Consider the following 15057-nt stretch of genomic DNA (forward strand, 5'->3'; position numbering starts at 1 on the left):
CTCCCAGCCCGGGGCGCCTCGACCGTTCGTGGGTCGGGGCGCCCTGTCGCTCCTACGCGTCGAACTCGACGTCGTCGAGGTCACCGTCGACGTCGGCGAAGTAGCTGATGATGCGGATGTCCGGCTCGTCGAGCACCTGCAGGACGAGCTGACGCAGCTGGATGACCTGGCCGGTGTCGAGGCGGATCCGCTTGGTGCGGCCCCGGGTCGGGTCGGTGTCGTGGCGCTCCCACCACTCGACGGTGTCCGGGTTCGTCTTGAAGATCTCGTCGAGGATCCGCTTGAACGACGGGTCGTCGGGGTGCCGTGCGTACGCCTCGCGGAAGAGCGCGAGCTGGTCGGCCGCCTCCTGCTCCCAGTCGACGAAGAGGCTCCGGGCCGCCGGGTCGCAGCAGTAGAACCACAGCAGGTTGCGCTCGCGCTTGTTGCGCTTGCTCTCCCAGTCCGTGAAGAGCTGGCAGGCCGTGTGGTTCGCGCCCAGCACGTCCCAGCGGGCACCGACGACGTAGGCCGGGTTCGGGTCGATCGAGTCGAGCAGCTCCTCGAGCTCCTCGGTCAGCTCCTCCGGTGCCTGCGGCCGGCGCGACGGGGTGCCCGTCGCGAGCGCGTGCAGGTGGGAGCGTCCGTCGGCGTTGAGCTTGAGGGCGCGGGCGAGGCCGTCGATGACGCTCTTGCTCGGACGCAGGTCGCGGCCGCGCTCGATGATGTCGTAGTACGCCACGGAGATGTTGGCGAGCTCGGCCACCTCGGTGCGGCTGAGGCCCACCCGGCGCCGACCCTTGGCCCGCTTGATGCCGACCTCCTCCGGGGCCAGCTCGTGCCGGCGCGCGCGAAGGAACTCGCCCAGGGGGGAGGGGGTGCGCACGCTGAGGGGGACGTCCGTGGTCATGGCGCACATCCTGCCAGTGGCCGGGCCCACCGATGACGTATGCCGTCCGCCGTGACCGGTGCGGACAGCATACGTGGGTGCCGGGTGGCGAAGGGGCGTGCCCGGTCCGGGCACGCCCCTGCCTCGGTGACCCGACGGGTCACGTCTGGTCCGGTCAGTGGTTGGCCATGAAGTACGGCTGCGCCCAGCCGAGGTAGTTCTGGCCCCACCGGTTCTCGATGGTGGCGATGGTGGTCTTGTCGATGCGCCCGTTGACGTCGATGTCGTTGGACATGAAGTAGCCACCACCGATGGAGATCATCACGTGGCCGGCTCCGCCGTTGCTGAAGAACGCGAGGCCTCCGGCCGGGACGCTGCGGTCACCGCCGTGGCGGTACGTGGACGGGATCTGGGTCCAGTGGTTGTAGGCCGTCGTCGACCCGCTGTGGCTCCAGCCGTACGCGTTGGCGACGAACCGGTCGCAGAGGCCCGAGTACGTCGAGGCGTCGTTGAGGGCCGAGTCGTACTTGCCGTCCATGCCGATGGCCCACGTGACGGCCGCCGAGCACGACCGCGGGTTGCCGAAGCTGTTCTTGCAGGACTCGGCCGAGACGAACGCCTCCACGTCGTGGGACGCGTTGTTGTTCTTCAGCGTGGCGTTGAGGTCGGCCTCGGCGCCGGCGGCGAACTGCTGGTAGGTGCCGCCGAAGTCGGAGTTGTAGTGGACCCGGACGGCCTTGCCGGTGCGGTTCCACACCGAGGCCGCGTTGTTCTTGATGCACTGCCCGTAGCCGTTGCGACCCGAGGTGCGGAACGTGTAGCAGCTGGCCGGGTCGGTGCCGTAGTCACCGAGGTCGGTCGCGGCGTGGTCGGAGATCGAGCCGACGTTGCCGCTGTTGTAGTAGAAGCAGAACTCGCCCGACTCGCAGACGCCGTTGCGGGCGGTCGCGGCCTGGGCGGGCGATGCCGTGAGCAGCGTCGCGACGACGCTGCACAGCAGGGCCAGCACCGCGCCGGCGGCCCTGGCGGGACGTGTTGTCGTGGTCATGCACTCTTCCCCTTGTGATGGCGCAGGATCTCCCTGACGCATGCCTGACGTACGACGAGCAGCGTCCAGCGGGCTCCTACATCCGACCTACACCGCATCCCGCGGCGGCCAGGGTTGCCCGATGTAGGCCGGGCTTAGACGGGCCCCGGAGGCTGTCAGGGTGCCGGCCCACCAGGGCGCGCACCCCACTGCACAGCTCGGAGGAGACATGCCACAGCACCCCGGACGCCTCGGCTCGGCCGGAGCCGCCCTCGCGTTGGCGATCAGCGGACTGACCGCGCTCGCCGGCGCCACCCCCGCGCACGCCGCCGACCGCAACGGCGTCTGCGAGACCGGCGAGTTCTGCTACTACTACAACAGCGACCACGCGGGCTCCGTCTCCGACTTCACCTCGTCCGTCGCCGACTACGGCACCGACCAGCCGGGCTGCTACGACTTCAAGACCTCGGGCCTGGCGGGCTACGGCCAGTGCATCAAGAACAACGCCGCGTCCGTGTGGAACCGCAGCAGCGACAAGGTGCAGGTCTTCTACAACTCCGACTACGGCGGCGCTGTCCAGGAGATCGCCGCCGGAGCCAAGGTCAACCTCAGCTCGGCCCTGAAGAACCAGAACGCCTCACACCGCTTCGTCTCAGGCACACCGGTCCCGTCGTCGGCGCCCAGCTACTACGTCTCCAACCAGGACACGGCGTGGGCCAACGCCAAGGGCTGTGCCATGGGCAACGCCGACGAGGCGCAGGCCGGCACCCAGACGAGGATCGTCGTGCTCGACTTCGGCCGGCTCAACCACGACGCCGACGGCGTCTGGCGGCTGTCCTACTTCAGCGGCACCGACCGCACCCCCGCCTCCGCGGGCGCCCTCGCGGTGGCGATGGGCAAGGGCTACGACAGCTGCGTCGGGGCCGACACGTCGTCACTGCTGCGGATCGGCCTCGGCACGAACAACTCGTCGGGCACCATCTCGTCGGCCGCCGGCAAGGTCATGGCGCAGGCTGCGCTCGACGCCGATGCCGGCTTGGCCGCCTTCCCGCAGGCGACCGTCTGGGGCGCCAACGACTTCGAGGCCTGGGGCGCCGACTCGACCGCGCACGCCAAGGCCCGCAGCTGGGTCGACGGCTACAACAGTGTCGCCGGCGCCCGACCCCTCGTGAACTACGGCAGCGCCGACGGCTGCCCGAGCTCGTCCATCCCGACGGACGGCAGCTGCAACGCCGGGCTCAACGCGTACACGATCTGGTACGTCTCCACCCAGGGCGCCGCTCGGCCGCTCCCGGAGATCTACACGCCGACGGGCACGCAGGCCAAGCAGTGGAAGTACCTCTCGCTCTACTCCGTCGTCAACAAGGGCTTCAAGCTCACCTTCCCCGGAGTGATGTCCCAGGCGGGTGCGTGCGCGCAGTCCGGCGGCTGCCCCGGCACGGACAACTCGCCGTCCTCGTCGTGGTCCCAGCTCGACGACCAGGTGGACTCGGACAGCCGCACGGCGACGAACCCCGGCAACCCGACGAACATCTACTGGCAGTGACCGGGCCGTGACGGGACCTGTGACGAGACCTGTGACGAGCGCTGGGACGAGGACGTCGATGGACGCCACGAGAGGACCTCTGGTGGGACGCACCGCGACGTCCCGTCCGGTCGCGGTGCGGCGCACGGCCGTCGGCGCGGCACTGGCCGTGACGCTGGGACTGGTCGTCGTGGGCGGGTGGGCCGCGGTTGCCGGCTCCGCGTCGGTCGCCGACCGGACGGTCCACGCGGAGGTCGCGGCGGTGGCGGAGGTCGCGGCGGACGGGGAGCTGCTGGCCGATGCCCCGGCCGGTATGCCGTCCGCCGACGACGGCGCCAAGGTGGCGGCTGCCTGGCCGACGGGCATCTTCGAGGACCCGGAGGCACCCGCCCGCGCCTCGGAGTTCGTCGGCACGAACCGCTGGGTGGGGCAGGGAGGTCCGGGCACGCTGGCCGTCTGGGCCGGGCGCTCGGGCGAGGACGTCACCCGGGGCCGGGTCCTGGTGGGCACGTTCGACGGACAGCAGCAGGTCGTCTCGCGCGACACGGTCGACCTGCCCGCCACCGGTCCGCTGCGGATCGTCTCGGCCCACGGCGTCGTCCTGCGTCTCGTCGACGCGGCCGGTCGGCCACACCGGTTCGACGCAGCCACCGGCGCCTTCCTCTGACCGGTGCCCACCCACCCGGCCACGGGGTGCGTCACGTGCGGCACACGCACGCGGCGCACCCTCCGGCGCCGGGGGTCGTCAGGCGACCGGGACGGTGGTCAGGTCCGCGGCCTGGTGGAGCAACGCCTGGCACAGCTGCTCGCTCGTCGCGACGTGGTTGCGGCGGAAGATGCGCGCCGCGCGGACCAGGGTCGTGGTGGCGCGGTCGCGGTCGAGGAGGTCGACATGGATCCGGCCGAGCTGGAGCAGGGTGTAGGCGATGCACCGCTCGTCCCGCAGCTCGGTGAAGGTGGCGAGGGCGTGCTCGAGGTCTCGCAGCGCCTCGCCCGTCTGGCCCAGACGATGGTGCAGCTCGCCGAGGTCGCGCAGGACGACTCCCTCCCGGTGGACGTCGCCGATCGCGCGGGCGAGCCGCAGGGCCGCCGCGAACCACGGCCGTGCCTCCTCGAGCCGGTTCTGCGCGACGAGGATGCGCCCCAGCGACCCGCGCAGCAGCGCCTCCTTGGGGGCGTCACCCGACTCGAGGACCGTCGGCAGGGCAGCGCGCAGGCAGCCCTCGGCGAGGTCGAGCCTGCCCTGGTGACGGTGCACCGTCGCCAGCCCGGCGAGGGTGAGGGCGGCCCCGAGGTCGTGACCCTCTTGTCGGAAGAGGTCGAGGGCCCGCTGCAGGTGCTGGCGTGCCCGCGTCAGCTCGTCGGAGTAGATCAGCGACTGGGCCAGGCCGCGCCACAGGGAGGCTCGGGCGAGGGGGCTGTGACCCTCACAGGCCAGCGCGACCTCGTGGGACGCCGTCCAGTCGTCGTAGAGGGCCTGCTCGTCGTAGAGCGGGCTCAGCGACGTGGCGAGGTCGTGGGACTCCTCGCCGAGTCCCCAGTCCCGCGCCAGGCCGAGGGCGTCGAGGAGGGCACGCCGTTCGGCGAGCAGCCATGCCGGGGTGTCCTCGACGAGACCGCGGGCCTCGGAGACCGGGAGTCGCCACGCGTCGCCTGCCCCGGCCAGCGGCTCGAGGAAGGGGTCGAACAGGCTGGGCGGTCTTGCGCTGCGGGCCTCGTCGACGAGGGCGGTCCACCCGCTCAGCAGTCGACGCACGGCCGCGCGGCAGACGTCCTCGCCGCGAGCCGTGGCGCGCTGCCTCGCATAGGACCGGAGCAGGTCGTGCATCCGGTAGCGGGGCTGCCCGACCGAGTCGTAGGACACGAGCTGGACGAGGTTCGCGTCGACGAGCCGTTCCATGACGTCGTCCTGCGCAGGCTGGCCGAGCAGGGCGCTCAGCACCCAGCCGGGCTGGTCGCAGGAGCCGAGCAGGCCGAGCAGGTCGTGGCCGCGCACGACGTCGTCGGGCAGGGACCGCAGCGACAGGTCGACGCTGGCACGGACGTCGAGGTCGCCGAGGCTGAGCTCGGCGAGCCGACGGGACTCGTCCGCGAGGCGCTGGCGCATGGCCTTGAGCGGCCAGGTGGGCCGGCCCAGCAGCTTGCCGCTCGCGATGCGGATCGACAGTGGCAGGTAGCCGCACAGCTCGACGATCGTGCGGGACTCGTGCGGCTCGAGCGCGGTGCGGGCCCCTCCGACGATCCGGCACATCATCTCCTCGGCGTCCCGTGGGTCGAGCAGGCCGAGGTGGACGTGGTGCGCGCCCGGGAGGTCGGTGAGGAGGTGGCGGCTCGTGACGATGACCGCGGAGTGGCCGTGCGGCGGCAGGAGTGCCTGCACCTGCTGGGCGCTCGCGGCGTCGTCGAGCACGACGAGCGTCCGCCGCTCGCCGAGGTGCGAGCGCATGAGCGCCGCGCGCGCCTCCACGGTGTCGGGCAGGGGCCGGCCGAGCTGCCCGAGGGCGTGCAGCATCGCCGCGAGCAGCTCGGCGGGGTCGCGAGGCTGGGTCGCGGTCCCGGCCAGGTCGAGGTGGAACTGCGCGTCGGGGAAGCGATCGCGCACCCGGCGGGCCACGTGCAGCGCCAGGGTCGACTTTCCCGTGCCCGGCGCGCCGTGGACGACGACGACCGTGGGCGCGTCGACGTCGGTCGCGGAGAAGAGGTCGAGCATCTCCTCGACCTCCCGCGCGCGTCCGGTGAAGTCGGGGATCCCCGGTGGCAGCTGCCGGATGGGCAGCTCCTTCTGGTCGTCATCGATCGGGCTCTCGGCTCGGGCGGTGGCACGCGGGCCGACCCGGTGGGCAGCCGTGCCCGGGGGCAGGGTCCCGGCGAGGATCTGCTGGTGGACGGCTTGGGTCTCCGCGCTGGGGTCGGTGCCCAGCTCCTCGGCGAGGGTGCGGCGCAGCCTGTCGTACTCGTGGAGCGCCTCGGCGAGGCGCCCGCTCCGGTAGAGGGAGACGAGCAGCTGACGCCGGAGGTGCTCGCGCAGCGGGTGCCGGGCGACGAGGTCCTGGACGTGCTCGACGACGGCCTCGTGGCGCCCGGCGTCGATCTCGATCTGCAGCCGGCACTCCGTGGCGGTCATCCAGCGACCGGTGAGGCGGTCGGCGAGCATCCGCGCCTGCTCGCCGGTCGCGCCCGGCAGCGGCTCGCCCCGCCACAGCGCGAGGGCCGAGTCCAGCGCGGCCGCGGCCTCGTCGTGCGACCCGGCGCGGAAGGCGGCCAGGCCCTCGTCGACACGGGCGCCGAAGAGCGCCGCGTCGACGTCGCCGGGACCCGTCACGAGCCGGTAGCCGTCCCCACAGGTGCGGATGAGGGCACCGTGGGTGTCGCCGAGTCGGGTCCGCAGCCCCCGGACGTAGCCGTAGACCTGGGTCGGTGCCGAGCTCGTGGGACTCTCGCCCCACACCTCGTCGATGATCCCGGGGACGGTCACGACGTGCGGCGCGCGAGCGATGAGGCACTCCAGCACGGCGCTCATGCGGCCGGTCGTGACCGGTGTCCAGCTGGTGCCGTCAGACACGGCCAGCGGTCCGAGAATCCTGATGCGCATCGGTGCCGTCCCCTTCCGGGGAAAACGCTAGCGGGATCCGGCGCGGGCGCCACCGGAGAGCGTCGGCGGCGACCCCCACCCAGCTGCCATCGAGCGGTCGGCCCACCGCCACACGACTCCTCGCGCAGGCCGGGTCGCCCCCTCGCGTGCTCCGCGGCGTCCTGTCAGACGAAGAAGGACCCGACGATGAAGCGCTGTCGGGTCCTTCTACGTCTGGCGGTGGCGGTGGGATTTGAACCCACGGTGGAGTTACCCCCACACACGCTTTCGAGGCGTGCTCCTTAGGCCGCTCGGACACGCCACCGGGAGAGACCATACCCGAGCCTCCGGCCCTCGAAGAAATCGGCCGGCACGGCCGAGGCGCTGCCGCTGACATCACGAATCCGCCCCGTGGCGCGGGCCTCCCGGAGGACGATCGGAGGTGCACGCACGAGGCGAGACGAACCGTGGGAGGCGATGACCATGGCAGGCACGACGCCGGCGAGGCCGACCTCCGAGTCCCTCGCTCTCCGCGAGGCCTTCGACCGCCACTACGCCGACCTCGTCGCCGAGCTGACCGCCCTCAGCGGCAGCACCGGCACGGCCGAGGCCGCCGTCGACGAGGCCTTCCGGCGCGCGGCCGCGATGCCGGACTTCGCCGAGGTCGGTCGCGCCCACGACTGGCTCCGCGTCACGGCACGCAACCAGGTCGTCCGTCGCTCGTTCCGGCACGACGACCTCGACGGGCTCCCGGCCACCCCGGCGGCGGCCCACTTCGAGCGGCCCTCGCTCGCCGGCAGCCTGGCGCGCGCCCGACGCGCGCACCGTGCGGACCTCGTCCGGCGCGCGGCCCTCGGCGCAGCCGGGACGGCGCTCGCCGTGACCGCGGTCGTCGCCGTGGCCGGCCTCTCCCCCTGGTCGAACTCGAGCGCGCCGGCGGGGACGGCCGCGTCCTCGCCCGGAGCCGTTGCGAGCAGCGGGTGGACCGGCACGTGGAGCTCACCGCCCCTCATCCCGACGACTGACGCACCGGTGCCCTCTCCCAGCGTGTCGCAGCCGTGGCCACCCGGACCCGAACAGGTCGTCGGCCACCCGGCCGCGACGAAGGCCTACGTCGTGCAGTCGCCGCAGGCGGCAGACCGTCGGGCGACGGTGTGGGAGCGGTGTCGACCAGCGGAGCCGAACCAGTACCCCGCGTGCGAGGGCGACGACATCGCCCGGGCGGTCGAGGTGGTGGACGGCCGGGGTCATCGCATCGTCCGACGGCTGGGCGACCAGGAGGTGGTGCGACCGGCCTTCGACGGGACCTTCGCCGTGCTCCCGGCCTGGGGCTCGGACGGCCACGCCCTCCTGTCGCCGACGATGACCGAGCCGAAGCCGTTCGAGGTCGAGCCCGGGGTGAGGCCGCGACCGGGCCAGGTCTTCACCCAGTGCGGCTCGGGCCCCTGCCTCGTCGACCTCCACGGCACCGTCCGCCTGCTCGACCTCCCCGCCGCCGCCGACATCGGCTGGGACCAGCAGACGTCCTCGGGCTGGCTGGGCGTCCAGACCGTGGAGGCCACGGGCGCCACCCGTGTCTTCATCCAGCAGGCCGACGGGACCTTCTCGACCGTCGACGTGCGGCTCACCGTCCCCAGGGGAGAGGGCGACTCACCCAACGCCACGAGCTGGCCGGGTGGGCGGGTCGCGATCTGGGCCTCGACCCGGTCGGGCTTCTCCCAGGTCGCCGTCTCGTCGGACCGAGGGCGATCGTGGACGGTGCGCTGGGGCAGTCCCGACAGCGTCGGGGACCCGGCGTCGTTCGGCTCGGCACCCCTCGCCACGTCCCCCGGTCTCGCGATCTCGCAACTCAGGAGGTGGCCGCCGAACGGGTGACGGGCGGCGACAGCGTATGACCGTGCCCGGGTCAGTCGCCCAGCCGGCGGCCCTCGAAGAAGTCGACGAGCAGGGCCGCCGACTCCTCCGCCCGGACGCCCCCGACGACGTCCACCGTGTGCGTCGCGAGCGGGTCGCGCGTCAGGTCCCAGACCGATCCGCACGCCCCTGCCTTGGGGTCCCAGGCGCCGAAGACGACCCGCTCCACCCGCGCCGCCATCGCCGCGCCGGCACACATGACGCACGGCTCGAGCGTCACGACGAGCGTGCAGCCGTCCAGCCGCCACGAGCCCATCGCCTGCGCAGCCTCTCGCAGGGCGACGACCTCGGCGTGCCCCGTCGGGTCACCCAGCTCCTCGCGCACGTTGCGGCCGCGTCCGACCACCCCACCCTCGGGGTCGACGACGAGCGCGCCGACGGGCACGTCCTGCGAGCCGGCGGTCGCCGCCGCGAGGTCGAGCGCCTGACCGACCCAGGCGGCATACGTCTCCGGCGCCGGGACGGAGCTCTTGCCGGGGGTCTCGGATCTCTTCGCCACGCGATAAGTTTCCACCCATGGACGTCCATGTCGCAGACCACCCGCTCATCGCCCACAAGCTGACCTACCTGCGCGACAAGCGGACCGACAGCCCGACCTTCCGGCGCCTCGCCGAGGAGCTCGTCACGCTGCTCGCCTACGAGGCCACGCGCGACGTCCGTGTCGAGCCGTTCGAGATCGAGACGCCGGTCGCGCCGACCACCGGCATCAAGCTCTCCAACCCCAAGCCGATCATCGTCCCGATCCTGCGCGCCGGTCTCGGCATGCTCGACGGCATGGTCAAGCTCCTCCCGAGTGCCGAGGTCGGCTTCCTCGGCATGATCCGCAACGAGGAAACCCTCGAGGTCTCGACCTACGCGAACCGCCTGCCCGACGACCTCACCGGGCGGCAGGTCTTCATCCTCGACCCGATGCTCGCCACCGGTGGCACGCTCGTCATGGCGATCGACTACCTCACGGCCAAGGGCGCCCGCGACATCACGGCCGTCTGCCTGCTCGCCGCCCCCGAGGGCATCCAGCACCTCGAGGACGAGCTCGCCGACAGCGACATCCCTGTCAAGGTCGTGCTCGGCACCATCGACGAGAAGCTCAACGAGAAGGGCTACATCGTCCCCGGTCTCGGTGACGCCGGCGACCGCCTCTACGGCGTCGTCTGAGCCCACCGCGCTCCCTGCGTATGCCGCGGGGTCAGGGCAGCGCGTCGCCCCACTCGGCGTCGCGCGCCCTGCGATAGCGCTCCCCCGCCTTCTTCGACACGACCTCGCGCCCGGCGGTCCCGTCGGGCCGGCAGACCTGGAACTCGACGAATCCCTTGCGCTTCAGAGGATGCCGGAGGATGCGGCCCGAACGCTCCTCTGCTCGCGGGGGTTCGAGGACCCCGGGCGCGGCAGCGGCGACCCACGAGTACTTCTCGTCCTCGTAGGACAGCTCAGCCCCCTTGAGACGACGGTGCTCCGCGGAGCGGCTCACGCGGGCTGCGAAGTGGCACCAGTCACCATGTGCGAGAGGGCATTCCGCGGAGTGTGGACACGGGCCCAGGAGTGTCCAGCCGGCCGCGAGCAGGGCTGCTCGGACGCGGAGCACCCGTGCGTAACCGTCGGGCGTCCCCGGCTCGGCGACGACGACGGCACGGCCCCGACGCATCGCATCCGCGACGAGCGCGTCCTGCTGGGCCTCGTCGAGCTCGCTCAGCACGTACGAGACCGTGACGAGATCCGCCTCCACCGCGGGCCACGCGCCGGCGACGGCCCGCCGGAACGTCGCGCCCCTCAGTGCGGGCGACGACGCGTCGTCGACGAGCTCGCGCCCGAGGGCCAGGGCGTCCTCGACCTGGTCGAGCACCGTGACCGACTCCAGCGACTCGAACGCACCTGCCGCCGCCCACGCCGCGGCGCCGGTCCCGCCGCCGAGGTCGAGCAGCGACCGGGGCGCCAGACCACGAGCCGCGACGTCGGCGAGGACCCGCGACAGCGCCGCGTGCGTGGCCGGCATCCGGTAGGCGGCATAGGCCGCCACGTGCACCCTCGACGCGAGGATCGGAGCCGACGCGGGGGCCACGGACCGGTAGCGCGACACGAGCGCCTCGGTCGCCCGGGTCAGCTCGCGCTCGTCGACCCGACGCACGGCGCGGCTCAGAGCGGCACGCAGCTCGGCGGCATACGCTGGCGTTCGCGACACTCGTGGAGGATAGCGGCGGCCCGCAGGTCAAGCCGACACGCGGGCTCCGATGCCGCACCCCACCAGCCACGTACGGCACACTGGTCCCACCCCTGTGCCGTGGGGCTGTCAGGGCAGCGCCAGCACCTTCCCTCCAAGGAGCGACACACCATGGGCCCCAAGGCCAAGAAGATCATCCTGATCATCGTGCTCGCGTTCTTCGTCTACGCCGTGTTCACGTCCCCCGACAAGGCTGCCGACATCGTCAGCAACATCTGGGGTGTCCTCGTCGACGGCTTCAACGCGATCCTCGAGTTCTTCGGGTCCCTGCTCAACCGATGATGCGAGCACACTGAGCCCATGGCCTTGATGAGGAGCACGGAGGTGCCGGCGGGACTGGCGCCGATCCTGCTCCCGGGCGAGAGACTGGTCACCGCGGTGCGCGCGCACTGGGGCAAGCTCGCCGAGCCCGTCGCGACGATGCTCCTCGGGCTCACCGCCGCGGTGTGGATCGACTCCAACGTCACCAAGGCCACCCAGGCGCTCGGCACCATCTTCTGGTGGCTCTTCTTCGGGCTGCTCGCCCGTCTCCTCTGGTGCCTGCTCGACTGGAGCCACAACTGGTTCGTGGCCACCGACAAGCGGCTGCTCCTGCGTTACGGCCTCATCTCCCACAAGGTCGCGATGATGCCGCTGCTCAAGGTCACCGACATGAGCTACGTCCGCTCCATCCCCGGCCAGTTCCTCGGCTACGGCAAGTTCGTCCTCGAGAGCGCCGGCCAGGACCAGGCGCTCCGCGAGGTCAAGTGGGTGCCCAACCCCGACCAGACCTACCGCGACATCTGCGCCGAGATCTTCCACATCGTCCCACCCCCCGGTGACGAGGACTTCGAGGAGATCGACGGCGAGTTCCCTGATGACACAGGGCAGCCCGGCGGTCCGGTACCGCCCGTGAGCCCGATCGTCCCCGGCGGGGGCTCTACCTACCCCGACGTGCACCGCACCCACAACCCGATCCAGGACCGCCTCGACTCCTACTCCCGGGCCGTCCCGATCCAGCGGCCGTCCGACCGGCCCGAGACCGTCTACGAGAGCGACGACCTCAAGCGCCGCCGCCGCGGCGCCGACACCGGGCCGATCTGGCCGCGCTCCGACGACTGACTGCCGTCATCGAGCTGTAGCGCCGGGTGACACAGATGGTGCCCGGGCGGGTACCACTGGGTAGCCGCGGCACCCCCCGCGGCGCGCGGCCGACGACGCCCGGGCAGGACTCGCAGGCGGTCGCGCTCCCCGCTAGTTTGTGATGATCCGCCCGTCACCGACCGCTCGGAGGCCAGCATGAGCGTGTTCCGCACCAAGTCGGTCGAGGCCTCGATGGCCTCGTCCGAAGAGGCCGACCACAAGCTGAAGAGGACACTCAGCGCCCTTGACCTCACGGTCTTCGGCATCGGTGTCATCATCGGCGCCGGCATCTTCACGCTGACCGGCAGAGCCGCCAAGGACTACGCCGGTCCGTCCATCGCGCTGTCGTTCGTCATCGGTGCGATCGTCTGCGGCCTCGCCGCGCTCTGCTACGCCGAGTTCGCGTCGACGGTCCCCGTCTCCGGATCGGCCTACACCTTCTCGTACGCGACGCTCGGCGAGCTCGTCGCGTGGATCATCGGCTGGGACCTGCTCCTCGAGCTCATGCTCGGCGCGAGCGTGGTCGCCCAGGGGTGGTCGCAGTACTTCGTCACCTTCCTCGAGCAGCTGGGAGTGACCTGGCCAGAGTCGGTCGGGCCGGGGTCGCACGTCGACCTGCCGGCCTTCCTGCTCATCGCCGCCCTGACGCTGCTCATCGCCAAGGGCATCAAGGAGTCCCTGCGCGTCAACCTCGTGCTCGTCGGCGTCAAGCTCTTCATCGTGCTCTTCGTGATCTTCGCGGGCATCCAGTTCATCAACCGGGACAACTGGTCGCCGTTCATCCCGCCGTCGCAGCCGGGCAAGGCCGCCGAGGGTCTGACGACCCCGCTGCTGCAGGTCATCACCGGGATGACACCCGCCACGTTCGGCATCATGGGCATCATGGCCGGGGCGGCCATCGTCTTCTTCGCCTACATCGGCTTCGACGTCGTCGCGACCACGGCGGAGGAGGCGAAGAACCCGCAGCGCGACCTCCCCCGCGGCATCCTCGGCTCGCTCGCCATCTGCACCGTGCTCTACGTCGCCGTGACGCTCGTCATCACGGGCATGCAGAACTACAAGGACATCGACCCCGACGCGGCCCTCGCCACCGCCTTCAAGAACGTCGGCAAGGACGGCTTCGCGACCCTCATCTCTGCCGGCGCCGTCGCCGGCCTCACCACGGTCGTCATGACCCTCATCATCGGCGCCACCCGCGTGACGTTCGCGATGAGCCGTGACCACCTCATCCCGCCGAGCCTGGGCCGCACGAACGACCGGACCGGCACCCCGGTCAAGCTGACGCTCATCATCGGCACGGTCGTCGCCCTCATCGCCTCGCTGACCCCCATCGGCAAGCTCGAGGAGATGGTCAACATCGGCACGCTGACGGCCTTCATGCTCGTCTCGCTCGCCGTGCCGATCCTGCGCAAGCGTCGCCCGGACCTCAAGCGCTCGTTCAAGGTCCCCGGCAACCCGGTCGTGCCGTGGCTGTCCGCGGCCGCCTGCTTCTACCTCGTGCTCAACCTCTCGGTCGAGACGTGGATCCGGTTCATCGTGTGGATGGCGCTCGGCTTCCTCATCTACTTCCTCTACTCGCGCCAGCACAGCAAGCTGGCGACGGGCGAGGAGGAAGGCAGCCGCGAGGCCCCCGAGGTCCTCAGCGAACGCTGACCGCACCCCGGGCAGCCTCGACTGCTCTCTCTTCGGACGACTCCCACGGCATGCCGTGGGAGTCGTCCCATGTGAGGGCAGTCGCGCGGTCGGCGGGCAGCGAACAGGCGGGTGTCCACAGGCCTGCTGCACGGCCCGGGGCTCCGAGGCCACGATGGACCGATGGACCTGTCCACCATCGCCCGCGACGGCGTCTTCTCCAGCGCCACCGCCTCACGCTTCGGGCTCGACGCGGCAGCGCTCCGTCGTCTGCTGCGGGCCGGCGAGTGCACGCGCCTCCGGCCTGGTTGGTACGCGCCGGGACGGCCGGCCGACGACCACGAGCTCTGGCGTGTGCGCGTTGCTGCCGCCGCTCAGGAGTATGCGGGGCGCGCCGTACTCAGCCACGACGCGGCCCTGCTCGCCCTCGGCCTGCCGACCTTCCGTCCGGTCACCTCTCGCGTCGACCTCACGTGGACCGAGCCCGGCATCCCGGCACACCTCGGTCGGTGGGTGCGGCTGCACCAGTGCCCGACGGCCCACGCACTCGACCCTGAACGCCCCGTGACGCCGGCTCTTGCGATCGCCCAGACGGGGCTGCGCAGCCGCCGAGCCCTCCTCGTCGCCGGCGACGCCGCGATGAGGTCGCGAACCGCCACTCGCGCGCAGGTCGACGACGCCCTGGCCCTGCTCGACGGGCACCGTGGGATCGTGGCCGCGCGTGCGGTGGCGCCCCGCATCGAGCCCCTGCACGAGTCTCCGGGCGAGACCCTCACGGCATGGCTCCTGCACCAGCTCGGGTATCGGCTCGTCCCGCAGTACGAGGTGCCCGACACGGAGCAGCTGACCGCGAGCGGGTGGCCGGACCGCGTCGACTTCCTCGTCGAGGGCACCCGAGTCGTCGTGGAGTTCGACGGCAAGGTCAAGTACGAGGGCCGCGACGTGCTCTTCGCCGAGAAGCAGCGCGAGGACCGCATCCGCTCGCTCGGCTACGAGGTCGTCCGCCTGGTGTGGGCTGACCTGTCACACCCGGAGCGCGTCCGGACCCTGCTGCAGGCCGCGGTCGCGCGCTCAACCCGGCGCGACGTCCGTCGACCCCGCAGCGCCTGATCGGTGACTGCTCCACGCGCGCTCGACTGCCCCGCGACTGACCGAACGACACGGCATACCAAGGCACTCGGTC

Annotated in this window: 13 protein-coding genes and 1 tRNA gene; 8 read left to right on the forward strand and 6 right to left on the reverse strand. The window is 71.7% G+C overall.

From position 1 onward, the window contains the following. Window positions 1-52: 52 nt before the first annotated feature. Together ACSQ2D_RS18355 and ACSQ2D_RS18360 are read right to left on the reverse strand one after the other, a co-directional pair. Window positions 53-889: a helix-turn-helix transcriptional regulator gene (locus ACSQ2D_RS18355; RefSeq protein WP_435987352.1), complete on the reverse strand. Its 837-nt coding sequence runs from the start codon at window positions 887-889 to the stop codon at window positions 53-55. A 154-nt stretch (window positions 890-1043) separates the two neighbouring features. Next, window positions 1044-1916: a peptidase inhibitor family I36 protein gene (locus ACSQ2D_RS18360; RefSeq protein ID WP_435987353.1), complete on the reverse strand. Its 873-nt coding sequence runs from the start codon at window positions 1914-1916 to the stop codon at window positions 1044-1046. Between the two features lie 208 nt (window positions 1917-2124). On the opposite strand from ACSQ2D_RS18360, the gene ACSQ2D_RS18365 reads away from it, so the two are divergent. Further along, window positions 2125-3441: a peptidase inhibitor family I36 protein gene (locus ACSQ2D_RS18365; protein WP_435987354.1), complete on the forward strand. Its 1317-nt coding sequence runs from the start codon at window positions 2125-2127 to the stop codon at window positions 3439-3441. An 82-nt stretch (window positions 3442-3523) separates the two neighbouring features. Next, window positions 3524-4087, forward strand: coding sequence for a hypothetical protein (locus tag ACSQ2D_RS18370; RefSeq protein ID WP_435987355.1), 564 nt, complete (start codon window positions 3524-3526; stop codon window positions 4085-4087). Window positions 4088-4165: 78 nt separating this feature from the next. On the opposite strand, the gene ACSQ2D_RS18375 is transcribed toward ACSQ2D_RS18370, so the two are convergent. Together ACSQ2D_RS18375 and ACSQ2D_RS18380 are read right to left on the reverse strand one after the other, a co-directional pair. Then, on the reverse strand, window positions 4166-6940 hold the full coding sequence (locus tag ACSQ2D_RS18375) for a BTAD domain-containing putative transcriptional regulator (RefSeq protein WP_435987356.1): 2775 nt from the start codon (window positions 6938-6940) through the stop codon (window positions 4166-4168). Window positions 6941-7226: 286 nt separating this feature from the next. Beyond that, window positions 7227-7316 (reverse strand) — tRNA-Ser (locus tag ACSQ2D_RS18380). A 158-nt stretch (window positions 7317-7474) separates the two neighbouring features. On the opposite strand from ACSQ2D_RS18380, the gene ACSQ2D_RS18385 reads away from it, so the two are divergent. Continuing rightward, window positions 7475-8866 carry an RNA polymerase sigma factor gene (locus ACSQ2D_RS18385; RefSeq protein ID WP_435987357.1) on the forward strand — a complete coding sequence of 464 codons (1392 nt, stop codon included), beginning with the start codon at window positions 7475-7477 and terminating at the stop codon, window positions 8864-8866. Between the two features lie 31 nt (window positions 8867-8897). Here ACSQ2D_RS18385 and ACSQ2D_RS18390 read toward each other — a convergent pair whose 3' ends face one another. Next, on the reverse strand, window positions 8898-9404 hold the full coding sequence (locus ACSQ2D_RS18390; protein WP_435987358.1) for a nucleoside deaminase: 507 nt from the start codon (window positions 9402-9404) through the stop codon (window positions 8898-8900). Window positions 9405-9421: 17 nt separating this feature from the next. Between ACSQ2D_RS18390 and upp the strand changes: the two genes are divergently transcribed. Then, window positions 9422-10060, forward strand: a complete 639-nt coding sequence (gene upp, locus ACSQ2D_RS18395; RefSeq protein ID WP_020143911.1) for a uracil phosphoribosyltransferase — start codon at window positions 9422-9424, stop codon at window positions 10058-10060. Between the two features lie 31 nt (window positions 10061-10091). Here upp and ACSQ2D_RS18400 read toward each other — a convergent pair whose 3' ends face one another. Beyond that, a complete protein-coding gene (locus ACSQ2D_RS18400; RefSeq protein WP_435987359.1) occupies window positions 10092-11081 on the reverse strand; it encodes a small ribosomal subunit Rsm22 family protein in 990 nt (329 codons plus the stop codon). A 150-nt stretch (window positions 11082-11231) separates the two neighbouring features. Here ACSQ2D_RS18400 and ACSQ2D_RS18405 point away from each other — a divergent pair, with 150 nt between their 5' ends. The 4 genes from ACSQ2D_RS18405 to ACSQ2D_RS18420 all read left to right on the forward strand — a co-directional run bounded on the left by ACSQ2D_RS18405 (window position 11232) and on the right by ACSQ2D_RS18420 (window position 14984). Continuing rightward, the gene (locus ACSQ2D_RS18405; RefSeq protein WP_435987360.1) at window positions 11232-11402 is read left to right on the forward strand and encodes a hypothetical protein; all 171 of its coding nucleotides are present in this window, start codon (window positions 11232-11234) and stop codon (window positions 11400-11402) included. A gap of 18 nt (window positions 11403-11420) precedes the next feature. Beyond that, a complete protein-coding gene (locus ACSQ2D_RS18410; RefSeq protein WP_435987361.1) occupies window positions 11421-12221 on the forward strand; it encodes a PH domain-containing protein in 801 nt (266 codons plus the stop codon). Window positions 12222-12398: 177 nt separating this feature from the next. Continuing rightward, window positions 12399-13895 carry an APC family permease gene (locus ACSQ2D_RS18415; protein ID WP_435987362.1) on the forward strand — a complete coding sequence of 499 codons (1497 nt, stop codon included), beginning with the start codon at window positions 12399-12401 and terminating at the stop codon, window positions 13893-13895. Between the two features lie 162 nt (window positions 13896-14057). Next, window positions 14058-14984 carry a type IV toxin-antitoxin system AbiEi family antitoxin domain-containing protein gene (locus ACSQ2D_RS18420; RefSeq protein ID WP_435987363.1) on the forward strand — a complete coding sequence of 309 codons (927 nt, stop codon included), beginning with the start codon at window positions 14058-14060 and terminating at the stop codon, window positions 14982-14984. Window positions 14985-15057: the final 73 nt, after the last annotated feature.

Origin of the sequence: Terrabacter sp. LjRoot27 (genome assembly GCF_964254175.1) — a bacterium.
GTDB lineage: Bacteria > Actinomycetota > Actinomycetes > Actinomycetales > Dermatophilaceae > Terrabacter.

Excerpts from the sequence above, each read along its gene's own strand:
- ACSQ2D_RS18355 (WP_435987352.1), bottom strand. The coding sequence starts at position 889 with ATGACCACGGACGTCCCCCTCAGCGTGCGCACCCCCTCCCCCCTGGGC.
- ACSQ2D_RS18360 (WP_435987353.1), bottom strand. The coding sequence starts at position 1,916 with ATGACCACGACAACACGTCCCGCCAGGGCCGCCGGCGCGGTGCTGGCC.
- ACSQ2D_RS18365 (WP_435987354.1), top strand. The coding sequence starts at position 2,125 with ATGCCACAGCACCCCGGACGCCTCGGCTCGGCCGGAGCCGCCCTCGCG.
- ACSQ2D_RS18375 (WP_435987356.1), bottom strand. The coding sequence starts at position 6,940 with ATGAGCGCCGTGCTGGAGTGCCTCATCGCTCGCGCGCCGCACGTCGTG.
- ACSQ2D_RS18385 (WP_435987357.1), top strand. The coding sequence starts at position 7,475 with ATGGCAGGCACGACGCCGGCGAGGCCGACCTCCGAGTCCCTCGCTCTC.
- upp (WP_020143911.1), top strand. The coding sequence starts at position 9,422 with ATGGACGTCCATGTCGCAGACCACCCGCTCATCGCCCACAAGCTGACC.
- ACSQ2D_RS18405 (WP_435987360.1), top strand. The coding sequence starts at position 11,232 with ATGGGCCCCAAGGCCAAGAAGATCATCCTGATCATCGTGCTCGCGTTC.
- ACSQ2D_RS18410 (WP_435987361.1), top strand. The coding sequence starts at position 11,421 with ATGGCCTTGATGAGGAGCACGGAGGTGCCGGCGGGACTGGCGCCGATC.
- ACSQ2D_RS18415 (WP_435987362.1), top strand. The coding sequence starts at position 12,399 with ATGAGCGTGTTCCGCACCAAGTCGGTCGAGGCCTCGATGGCCTCGTCC.
- ACSQ2D_RS18420 (WP_435987363.1), top strand. The coding sequence starts at position 14,058 with ATGGACCTGTCCACCATCGCCCGCGACGGCGTCTTCTCCAGCGCCACC.